Source organism: Ohtaekwangia sp. (assembly GCF_036568665.1).
GTDB lineage: Bacteria > Bacteroidota > Bacteroidia > Cytophagales > Cyclobacteriaceae > Ohtaekwangia.
The window spans coordinates 1-11,044 of sequence record NZ_DATCSD010000357.1 but is presented as its reverse complement, the minus strand read 5'-3'; the positions used below and the strand labels follow the sequence as shown (position 1 = coordinate 11,044).

10 protein-coding genes are annotated in these 11,044 nt (G+C 41.4%); 4 read left to right on the top strand and 6 right to left on the bottom strand.

What is annotated here, in order from left to right:
- Window positions 1-37 precede the first annotated feature (37 nt).
- From VIN08_RS20585 to VIN08_RS20560, 6 genes are all read right to left on the bottom strand, one after another.
- On the bottom strand, window positions 38-289 hold the full coding sequence (locus VIN08_RS20585) for a hypothetical protein (protein ID WP_331969099.1): 252 nt from the start codon (window positions 287-289) through the stop codon (window positions 38-40).
- A gap of 144 nt (window positions 290-433) precedes the next feature.
- A complete protein-coding gene (locus VIN08_RS20580; protein ID WP_331969097.1) occupies window positions 434-853 on the bottom strand; it encodes an OsmC family peroxiredoxin in 420 nt (139 codons plus the stop codon).
- Window positions 854-908: 55 nt separating this feature from the next.
- Complete coding sequence (locus VIN08_RS20575) at window positions 909-1,694, bottom strand: alpha/beta hydrolase (RefSeq protein ID WP_331969094.1); 786 nt, start codon at window positions 1,692-1,694, stop codon at window positions 909-911.
- A gap of 95 nt (window positions 1,695-1,789) precedes the next feature.
- Window positions 1,790-2,647 carry a helix-turn-helix domain-containing protein gene (locus VIN08_RS20570; RefSeq protein ID WP_331969091.1) on the bottom strand — a complete coding sequence of 286 codons (858 nt, stop codon included), beginning with the start codon at window positions 2,645-2,647 and terminating at the stop codon, window positions 1,790-1,792.
- A gap of 299 nt (window positions 2,648-2,946) precedes the next feature.
- On the bottom strand, window positions 2,947-3,297 hold the full coding sequence (locus VIN08_RS20565) for a DUF2200 domain-containing protein (RefSeq protein ID WP_331969088.1): 351 nt from the start codon (window positions 3,295-3,297) through the stop codon (window positions 2,947-2,949).
- Window positions 3,298-3,433: 136 nt separating this feature from the next.
- Entirely contained in the window at window positions 3,434-6,007 is a 2,574-nt protein-coding gene (locus VIN08_RS20560) for a Kelch repeat-containing protein (protein ID WP_331969086.1), read from the bottom strand.
- Between the two features lie 159 nt (window positions 6,008-6,166).
- On the opposite strand from VIN08_RS20560, the gene VIN08_RS20555 reads away from it, so the two are divergent.
- From VIN08_RS20555 to VIN08_RS20540, 4 genes are all read left to right on the top strand, one after another.
- A complete protein-coding gene (locus VIN08_RS20555) occupies window positions 6,167-8,440 on the top strand; it encodes a GH92 family glycosyl hydrolase (protein ID WP_331969083.1) in 2,274 nt (757 codons plus the stop codon).
- A 13-nt stretch (window positions 8,441-8,453) separates the two neighbouring features.
- Complete coding sequence (locus tag VIN08_RS20550) at window positions 8,454-8,660, top strand: hypothetical protein (protein WP_331969080.1); 207 nt, start codon at window positions 8,454-8,456, stop codon at window positions 8,658-8,660.
- A gap of 72 nt (window positions 8,661-8,732) precedes the next feature.
- Window positions 8,733-10,040: a glycoside hydrolase family 71/99-like protein gene (locus VIN08_RS20545; RefSeq protein WP_331969078.1), complete on the top strand. Its 1,308-nt coding sequence runs from the start codon at window positions 8,733-8,735 to the stop codon at window positions 10,038-10,040.
- A 350-nt stretch (window positions 10,041-10,390) separates the two neighbouring features.
- On the top strand, window positions 10,391-11,044 hold a 654-nt coding region (locus tag VIN08_RS20540; RefSeq protein WP_331969075.1), incomplete at its 3' end, for a GDSL-type esterase/lipase family protein.

The window sequence follows — 11,044 nt, the reverse complement described above, 5'->3', positions numbered from 1 at the left end:
AAGTAAATCAATATGCTGCAAGAATGCTGGCAGCTTTTTAAACGATTCTTGATTCTGAGTATAAATCGTATGCAGCGACTAACGATTCACGACTGACAGATGTTTTATAGATTTCATATTCGCCTATTTCATTACGATGCTCTGCATAAACAGGTCTATATTTTGCTTCATATTCATCCCAAACAATCAGTAAATAGTTATAGCGTATCTTGCTTTGCCTGCCGTTTTCCAGCCAAAGATTAAAGACTTCTTCATCAAGCGATTTTGGAAAATCAGATCCATCAAACATATTCTGAGTTGTATGTGTATGGCGGGAAATTTAGACAAAGTCCGATCATTTGGCAATGAGAAAAAAACTGTTGGCTGAAAACCAGAAGAGGAAGATAGTTTGAACTACCTTCCTCTCTGAAATATATGTTATTGACAGTAAATGTTAGTACTTAACATTTAGTGTAATTGATACTCCGGCCAATGCTTTGGAAACAGGACAATTTTCTTTAGCTCCTTTAGCATACGCGTTAAATTGTTCAGCACTCAAGCCTTGAATGGGTGCAGCAGTAAGATCCAAGGTAATAGTAGTGATCGTTAATGTTGCCGGATCTAATTCTACTACGGCTTTTGTATCCAGATCACCTGCTGTATATCCTGCCTGTTCAAGCGTAGCACTGAGTGCCATGGTGAAACAGCCGGCATGAGCAGCTCCGAGTAACTCTTCGGGGTTGGTGCCTGCACCATCTGCGAAACGGGTGCCGAATGAATATTGTGTTTTGTTCAGTACAGTGCTCTGTGTAGAAAGGGTACCTTTTCCTGCTTTCAGATTTCCGTTCCAATGTGCGCTTGATGTTCTTTTCATGTTCGTATGATTTATATTTTTTATTGTTTTAATTCTTTATACTATATATCTGTTCTTATTTTTTAGAAGCTGCCAGTGCTGCCTCGATGATTACTTTAGCAACCGCTTCGGGTTGTGAGATGAATACCACGTGGCTTCCTTTTATCTCTGTAATCTTTGTATTGGAGCGTTTGTACATAGCACGCTCTATTTCGGGTACTATACTTTTATCTTCAGTGGCTACAATTCCATAAGCAGGCTTATTTTTCCAGGCAGCTTTTGTAACAGGTGTAACGAATCCTTTCGCATGAAATGCACCTTGTGAAGCATACATGAAGTCAGCATCTGCTTTACTGAGGTCGGCACAAAAACCTGCGTGGAATTTTGCTTTATCATAATATACTATACCTTTTTCATCGGGAGGCAGTATACCATTCTCTGCTGCAGGCGGAGCTGACTGTACCCATTGTAAAGTAGTTTCTCCTTCTGCCGGCTGGAAGGCTGCTATGTAAACCAGTGCTGCTACTTTGGGATGATTACCAGCCTCTGTAATAACAGTGCCGCCCCAGGAATGGCCCACCAGAATTACTGGTCCGTCTTGTTTATCCAGCACTGCGATGGTTGCAGCCACATCATCTTCCAATGAAGTGAGCGGATTCTGCACCACGGTAACATTATATCCCTTCTTGGTTAACGTTGCATACAACGCCTTGTAGCCGGAGCCGTCTGCAAAGGCACCGTGAACCAGTACTACATTTTTAATGGGTTGAGATTGCGCGTGAACAGCGAATACGGTGGCAAAGGCTACTGTTAAAGTAACTAACGTTTTCTTTAAGTAACTTTTAAAACTACTTGTTTTCATTTCCTTTTTTTGTTGAGGTTATGTTTCAATCAACAATACAAAGGTCAGCAAGTAGGCGCAGGCAGAGAATAGTATTACTTCCCGAAGGATTGTGATTATTTCCCGTTCTTCCGTTTTGTCATTTCGCTTCTGTATTCCAGCGGAGATTGATTCGTATACTTTTTGAAGTAGGCTGAAAAATACGTAGAGTCTTCAAACCCAAGCTCATAGGTAATTTGTTTCGCAGATTTGTCCGTATAGCATAACAGTCTTCTGGCTTCAATCAGGATGCGTTCCTGAATGACCTGCGAAGGCGATTTATCATGATATAGTGCAAAAAGATTGGATAACGTTTTGGGCGATTTGTTTAAGCGTTGGGCGTAATACGCCACTGAGTGTTCCGACCTGAAGTGTGCTTCAACCAGTAAATTGAATTTACGCATCAGGTTAAATTTCTCGTCTGTTATCTGTTCTGAGTAGCTGTCATCTCTGGCCAGTCGTGTAACATTTACAATGAGACGCTTTAGCAATACAAGCAACATTTCATGCTGAATTAAATCCGGTGTATTCATTTCTCCAATGAACATATGGAGCAGGAGATCAATTTTCTGTTGCTCCTCTTTATTCATCGCGATGAAATGGTTGTCTCCGAGACCAAACAAAAAACCTACACAACTCACTTCTACATCATGATCCATGATGCAGTAAAATTCGCGATTGAACTGCCAGGCTATAACATCTTTGGGGCGTTCAAATTGAAAGGCCTGATTGAACATGATGGGAAGCAATGTTTGCGGCTTAAAAGAATGATTGGTGTTGTCAATCGATACAGTCTGTTGTTTGCCGGTATTCCACGCGATAGTAAAGTATTTATTGTCGTGATCTCTTTTGTAAAAAGGGCTTTCAATTTCTGCTTCGTCTTTAAAAAGTGTGAGTGAGCCACCAGTTTTATGATCACTTAACGTCAATTTCATATAGCAATAGTTTATCTGATACAGCCCGGAAAAGATAATGGATAAAAAACAGAATCAGGAAATAATTTTAGTTTTTCGGGAATTATTCAATATGTGCCGCTTGTGAAGATTTGATAACGTACAATACTATTGAATAAGTAAGGTGTAATTGTTAAGAAATGAAACCCTCATACATTACGCAGTGTATGGGGGGTACTGATATGTGATATTATATATAGATCTATCAGAGCGATAGAAATATACCCGCTTAACTCAATGTGGTGTTTCCCTTGTCCTGGAGGCTGATTAATATATACCTTTTACTTTCTCAAAATTTTCTCCATGGTTTTTCCTTTAGCCAGTTCATCAATCAGCTTATCCAGGTAGCGAATCTTTTGCATCAGTTTATCTTCGATTTCCTCCACGCGATAGCCACAAATTACGCCTGTGATCTTTGAAACATTCGGATTGATTTGAGGTGCTTGCGCAAAGAAGTTTTCGAAGTTGGTCTTCTTTTCAATCTGCTGTTGCAGCGTTTTTGCATTGTATCCTGTCAACCAAAATATAATTTCATCTACCTCTGCTTTTGTTCGTCCTTTTCTCTCGGCTTTTTGGATATAGTGCGGATATACACCTGCAAATGACATCTTATATACTCTTGAATTGTCCATTCTCCTGTTTATTAATATTCCCGAATGTTGAAAATATATATGAATGTCGAAGAAGTCAACAAAACCGGATCAGTGTCAGTGTAAAGTATATAGGTACTGATTCGTTCAGATAACGGTGTTCTGGGCGGAGAGAGTATCAAGAGATCACATCTTCGAAGGTACGCGGATAATTCTCTGCGTATAGTTTTTGATATTCTTTTGCAAAGTGATCATACCAGGTTCTGGCGAGTGAGTATTTCCCTTTTTTATTCAGTACAGAACACTTGATCATCAGGGCTTCCTGGTTGATAGAGTCATACATGAATATAGCATCAGCAATTTCCAGTAGCAGCTTATCATCGTTATTGCTGTCCAGCTTTTGAGAATAGTCGATCAGGGTATCGATGATCAGGTTAGAGATGTCGGATTTGAAACTATCCAGCCAGGAGGTCTGTAAATTCGGAAGAAGGCTTCCCCGTTTTACATTCGCAATGATGACGTTGATCTTATCCTCATCAGAAACATTTTTATTGTCGCGGCTGAGCAGTTGATATACCACCTGATAATCACAGAATATATGTTCGTCCATCGTGAGCTTCAGGTACGAGTTGTTATTCTCGATGGATGTGCCGCCAATCTCTTCGAGCAGTGTACGTAATTTCTTTACGTTAACATTCCGGTTGTTGCGTGCGCTGACCTCATCCTTGTCTGGCCAGAGATATTCCTGGATGAGTGTTGCTGAAACTCCTTTTTCAAATTTTACAGAATAAAGAACGATCAGAACAAACAGCTCTTTCAGCGTCATGGTAAATTTGGAAGATATATCTGTTCCGTTTTTGTCAAAGATCTGAAAGCCGCCAAAGAGCAATATGGAAGAAGTAAATTTATGAGACTCTTCCAACTGCGTGATTTCTGAAAGGAAAGCAGGATGCGTTGCCGGAGAAACTTGTTCGCGTGTTTTGGGTAAGATTGTAGTTGAGGCTGTCAATTTATTTTTCTTACTGCGAATAAAATAGTAGGTGAACAATCCCAAGAGTATAAAAACAATCGCTGCGGTATAGATTGCTGCGTTCAGTTTTGCTTGTGGCGCTTGCTGGCGTGCATCCTGAACCTGCAGCGGAGGAAAATTGATGGAATGTATTTGTATCTGGTATCGCTGTTTTTCCTTGTGAGCTGTTACTGCGATCAATTCGTTGGAAGCTTTTGAATAGAACAGATCGCAGAAAGAATCTTCATCGTGGAAGTGAAAGGGAATAGAGTCTGCCAGTTCCTTTGACTCCGGGCTATCAAGCGCATATCTGCGAAGTTTGATCTGCCCTTCATATTTATTTTTAGGATAGCTTAGTACATAGAAGCAATTTTCTTCCTCATTTACGATCAATGAGTTTGAAAAAGTGATGTCTTCCGTTTTTTGAGGAGCATCGTATTCGCGTATTTTTTTTACTTCCTGATTTTTCAAATCAAAAGAGTATAGATCATAAAAACTTTGCGGAGAGAGCTCCTGCTTTCCGCTCAGGCTGCCATATCCGCCAAAGATCAGCAATTGATTTTTGGATGGCTCAATGCCCGATGCAGCGAGATAGCGCGGTGGTATAGTTCCTTTCGTTTCCACCTTTACCCACATGTTCTTTGCGTTGTCGTATTTGAAGAACTGGTTGTGATAGGTGAAATGTCCGTATCCTCCAAATGTATAGACAGCATCGTCTACCGGGTTATAGAATTTATTGTTGTGCCAGTAATTAGGTTCGTAATACGTAGTGTCAGAGTTTTTCCAGCTTGTGCTGGTGAAGTCAAATGACAGAAACTTATTGGTAAACAGGTCGTAGTTGATGAGTTGATTTTTCTCCCGGATATATAGCAACTGGTTGGCATCTGAATGAATCGGATTGCCCTTGACGATTTTGCTGTTTACCTTTTCCTGCCGGAGGTCGTAGGTATATATGTACTTTTCGTCCGTTACATACATAAGGGCAGAGTCGCTGTTAAAGGCAACGGAGGGAAATCTTCCCGTAGTAAAATGCTGGCGCGATGCCCAGCGAGTATGGCGGTCAATAAGCCAGGTTGGATTTTTTACAACGGCTCTTGCGTTTGCAATACTGTCGTACACTTCGGTGATGTTATGATTTTTTAACAGCCACTTCCGTATCAGAATATTGTTTTCGGAGAGTGCAACATTCCGGATAACTATAGGAGGTGCATCGGTTGTGTTGAATTTGCCAAACTCATTAACACCAAAATAGAACCTGAATTTTTTCAGGTTAGAAAAGTTATAGGGATGGAATTGTGTTTTGTTATTCCACGTAACGCCAATCTGATTTTTGTGTAACGAAAATACCAGCCTGAACTTGGTCCACACGTTGGGCTGCAGCCTGATATCAGCAAAATCAAAATGAATAGTTGTTGGCTTATTATTAATAACGAGTGTGATGTCGTGGAACTCTTCATGTTCCGGGGTTGACATCAGGTCGATGTTGAGGGAATCATTGGCGATCACCCGCAGAATATAGCCGTAGGCATTGGCAAGTCTCTGAAGCGCCAGGTCAAACTCTATCGTGAAGTCGTTACGGATCGTGTAAGCTCCATCCGGGTTAAGATCTAACCCGGTGCGCGAATCCTTGCTGACTTCATGTGACTCAAAAGCTAACCCGTAGTTAAGGTTGCTGTCACGTGTCTGAGCATGCAGCGCCTCGAGCGAGATGAAAAAGAATATTGAATAAAGAACACTCCGCATACCTGGTCCCCAACGCTAGAGCCACATTTTAGGTTAATATTATTTAAAAAATTGAAATTTAAGTTAGAAAATCGTTTGAATTTAATCGTTAAGCAGATATTAATCCGTTTTTAAGAACCCGCTTCTAGGTTTGCGCACATCAACCAAAAGCACAATCAGATGCGCAAATCGTTTTTAACAATGATCCTGTTGCTAACAGGATTTATGCATTGTTTTGCCCAAGCACAAGTTAACAAACTTGATCTTGTAAATCCATTCATTGGTACAGGAGGTCATGGTCATACTTTTCCGGGAGCAACCGTGCCGTATGGAATGGTACAGTTAAGCCCGGATACAAGATTAAACGGCTGGGATGCCTGCTCCGGTTATCATGCATCCGACCAGGCGATCCTCGGTTTTTCGCATACTCACCTGAGCGGAACGGGCATCGGTGATTATGGCGATGTGCTGTTTATACCAACGATCGGAAAGCAACAACTTGATCAGGGTACTGCCGAAAAACCTGACGATGGTTATGCATCACCGAAGGTGCCGGGATCAGAATCAGCCTCTCCCGGATATTATACTGTGCGACTTAAAGATTATAATGTTAAGGTTGAACTGACGGCCACAGCACATGCGGGCTTTCACAGGTATATATTTCCGGCTGCCTCAAAAAATGCAGGCGTGATTATAGATGTCGGTCATACACTTCAAAGTCATTTCAACGAAGTAAATCAGATTGAAATTATCAATGACCATGAGCTACGCGGGTATAAATTAACGAAGGGATGGGCGCGCGATCATCATGTATACTTTCATGCCGTGTTCTCAAAACCCTTTACGTATAAACTGGCCAGTGGAAAAACAATTGCACTAGAAGGAACCAAGAGTATAGATAAAATTGGCGCGAAGGCGTTGTTGCAATTCGATAAGCTGTCAGGTCAGGAAGTGCTGGTGAAAGTAGGTATATCGTCTGTGGATTATGCCGGTGCAAAGAATAACGTGCTGCAGGAAATTCCGGGATGGAGTTTTGAAAATGTGAAAGACAACGCTGCAAAACAATGGAATGCCTGGCTCAATCGTATCGATATAAAAGGCGGCAGTGCAGATCAGCAAAAGATATTCTATACAGCATTATACCATACGGCCATCAGCCCAAACCTGTTCACAGATTTTGACGGAAGATATCGTGGCATGGATAAAAAAATCCATCAGTCGAATAATGGGTCGGGAAACTATACCGTGTTTTCTCTGTGGGATACATTTCGCGCATTTCATCCGCTGATGACGATCATCAATCCCTCCATGAATGAAGCGTGGATCCGTTCGATGATTAAAAAGTATGATGAGAGCGGAGCACTGCCTATGTGGGAACTCGCTTCGAATGAAACGGGTACCATGATCGGCTATAATGCTGTTCCTGTTATAGTAGATGCGTATATGAAAGGCTATAGAAATTTTGATGTTGAAAAAGCCTATAGCGCTATCGTTCATGCATCCACCTACGACACTTCTATTGTATTTGTTGACGATGAAGTTAAGCATGGTATAATGCCGAAAGCTAAATACTATAATGAAACGCTGGGATTTATACCATCCGATAAAGAGAATGAGTCGGTATCCAAAGCACTTGAGTTTGCCTATAACGACTGGTGCATTTCGCAAATGGCAAAGGCTTTGGGTAAAGATGCAGATTATAAAAAATTCTCCGAGCGTTCGAAGCGTTACGTTCGCTACTTCGATTCCCGAACAGGATTTATGCGTGGTGTGAATGCAGACGGAAGCTGGAAGTCTCCTTTCAATCCACGGTTTTCCAATCACCGGAAAGATGAATATGTAGAAGGAAATTCATGGCAATGGTCGTGGTTTGTGCCGCATGATATACCTGGATTGATTGCGTTGCACGGTGGAAGAGATCAGTTCCTCAATAAGCTTGACAGTCTGTTCGAGGAAACTTCTGAAGTGGATGGAAAAAATTCATCGGCTGATATTTCAGGCTTGATCGGCCAGTATGCACATGGTAATGAACCCAGTCATCACATCACATACCTCTATACCTATGCGGGGCAACCCTGGAAAACACAGCACCTCGTTGACTCTATTCTTCATACATTGTATTTCAACGATGCAAATGGATTATCCGGTAATGAAGACTGCGGACAGATGTCAGCGTGGTTTGTTCTCAGTAGTCTTGGATTCTACCAGGTAAGTCCCGGCAATCCTATATATACCCTGGGGCGGCCTTTATTTAACGAAGCTACTATTCACATTGAGAATGGAAAGATCTTTACCATTCGTGCAGAGAACAACAGCGACAGGAATAAGTATATATCTGAAGTAAAACTCAACGGAGTTGTATTACAGCAACCGTTCATTTCTCATGCGGATATTATCTCCGGTGGCATACTGGAATTTACCATGAGCGATCAACCAGTGAAGAAACACTTTTGAAGTGATGTTACCCATGCCGAAAAAAGATTTTTCAAAACTAGAAAAGGAAGCGTTGATTGAATTACTGCTGGCCAGTCAATATACGCTTGAGAAAAAGAGACATCAGCTGCGAAGAGTGCGTGAAAAGTTAAGCTCTGCACGCAAGCGTATGCACAAGATGAAAGATATTATTCTCTACCAGCGCAAGCGTATACTTGAACGTGCAGGCCAGGATATATAGTCTGATTAAGAGATATATAGCGTTGAGTAATGTTTTTTAATCTGTTAATGAATGTAAACCTCAAACAATTTTATGAACCAGGTTATAACCAAAGGATTAGTTTGTGTTTTGATTTTACTGGCGATAGTTCGTGATGGTAATGCTCAAAGCCATCATGGCAAGGCCGGTATATATTCTTCTTATAAAGGGCTTGTGATGGCCGGATATCAGGGATGGTTTCGCACACCTGGTGACGGAACCGGAAACAATTTTGTTCACTACGGACGCAACGGAAAATTTGAAGATGGAAATTCAACCGTTGATTTCTGGCCGGATGTTTCTGAATATGAAAAGACGTATGAGACTTCGTTCAAAAATACAGATGGATCAATTGGGAAGGTTTTTAGCTCGGCTGATAAAAGCACTATAGATCTGCATTTTAAATGGATGAAGCAATATGGAGTGGATGGTGTATTCATGCAGCGCTTCTTTGATGTAACGCGCGATCATAAGAATTATACCAAGTCTTCTGATATAATTTTACAGAACGCCTTGAATGCAGCCATCAAATATGATCGTGCTATTGCTGTGATGTACGATCTTTCAGGATTGCGTGCTGGAGGTGAAGATTGTTCTTCGATCATCGAAGATTGGAAGATGTTGGTGGATAAACTGAAGATCACCAATGCCGGTCCGAAACAGAACTATCTTTTTCACAATGGAAAACCGCTTGTGGCCATCTGGGGGCTTGGCTTCCCGGATCGTTCCTATAACATTCGGGAGATTGGTATCAATCGCCTGATCGAATTTTTAAAAAACGATCCGGTATATGGTGGTTGTTCTATCATGCTCGGTGTGCCCACGTATTTTCGCGAGTTGAATAAAGATTGCCTGCCTGATCCTTACCTGCATGATTTAATTCGTTCCGCTGATATTGTTCTTCCCTGGATGGTGCAGCGATTTACTCCGCTGGTACATAACATCACCGATCATTACCGCGATCATATCATGGCAGATTTAGCCTGGGCAAAAGAGAACAAGGTTGATTATGTTCCTATAGTATATCCGGGATTCAGCTGGCGAAATTTATCGCTGGGAAACCCGGGGTTGGCGAAGTATACTTCGTATGGTGCTATTCCCCGATTGAAAGGAGAATTTTATTGGGACCTCGTGCATGGATCAATAAATGCCGGTGCAGAGATGTTATATGTAGCAATGTTCGATGAGATTGATGAAGGTACTGCTATATTTAAAGTAAGCGATACACCCCCCGGTGGAGCAACTACACGATTTGTTGGTAATGATGGAATGCCTTCAGATCATTACCTGTTCCTCACAGGACAGGCAGCAAAAATGTTGCGTAAGGAAATTCCATTGACGAAGGAGATACCGGTGAGGTAGTTCATCGTTATTCGTTAGTGGTTATTCGTTAATAGTAAATACATTCAAAGGTGCAGTAAGGTGTTTCCACTGACACCACGGCCAACGAATGAAAAAATTGAATATTGAACAAGGAACATCGATTAACGAATGATGAGATGTAATGCACTTGCTTTTCGTTTTTTACTTTTAGTTTTAAAGTTTTCTGTGTCCTCCTGTGAATTCCGTGGGAAATAATTCTGCATTTAATCTGCGTTAATCTGCGGGAAACAAATAGAGTTGCTGATTAGCCATCAAGGTGCAGGCAAATGTTTCCGCCTGACACCACTAACGAATAAACTATTAACGAATAACCTACTTTCCCAACAAGCATGAAATGCCATAAACATATATTGATTGTTCTACTGCTCTTGTCTTCATCAATAGTTAGCGCCAATGGCAAAGAGAAAATTAAAGTTGCCTGCCTGGGAGCCAGTATAACGCAGGGAGTTTTTCTGAAGAATCCCGCCTTAGATTCATATCCGACACAGCTCCAACAAATGCTGGGCGCACATTATGCTGTTACTAACTTTGGTGTGAGTGGAACAACGTTGCTTGTAAAAGGAGATAGCCCCTATATTAAAACAAGTCAGTATAAATATGCCTTGCAAAGCAATCCGGATATAGTGTTCATTGATCTGGGAGGAAATGACAGCAAGCTGATCAACAGAATATACCTTACTGATTTCGAGCGCGACTATGCAGCACTCATCCAGTCTTTTAAAAAATTACCCTCACATCCCAGGGTAATTCTCATGATACCGGTAACATCTTTTGTTACCGACAGCACGGGTATTTGGGATGAAGTAATCCGCTCGCGAATTATACCAAGACTCAGAACTGTAGCGTATAGGGAGCGCGTTGAAATAGCTGATCTTTATACTTTATTCCTGGGACGCCCTGATCTATACCTGGATGGCATTCATCCAAACTTTGAAGGTGCTACTGCGATGGCAAAACGATTAAGTGAACTGCTTACGCAATCG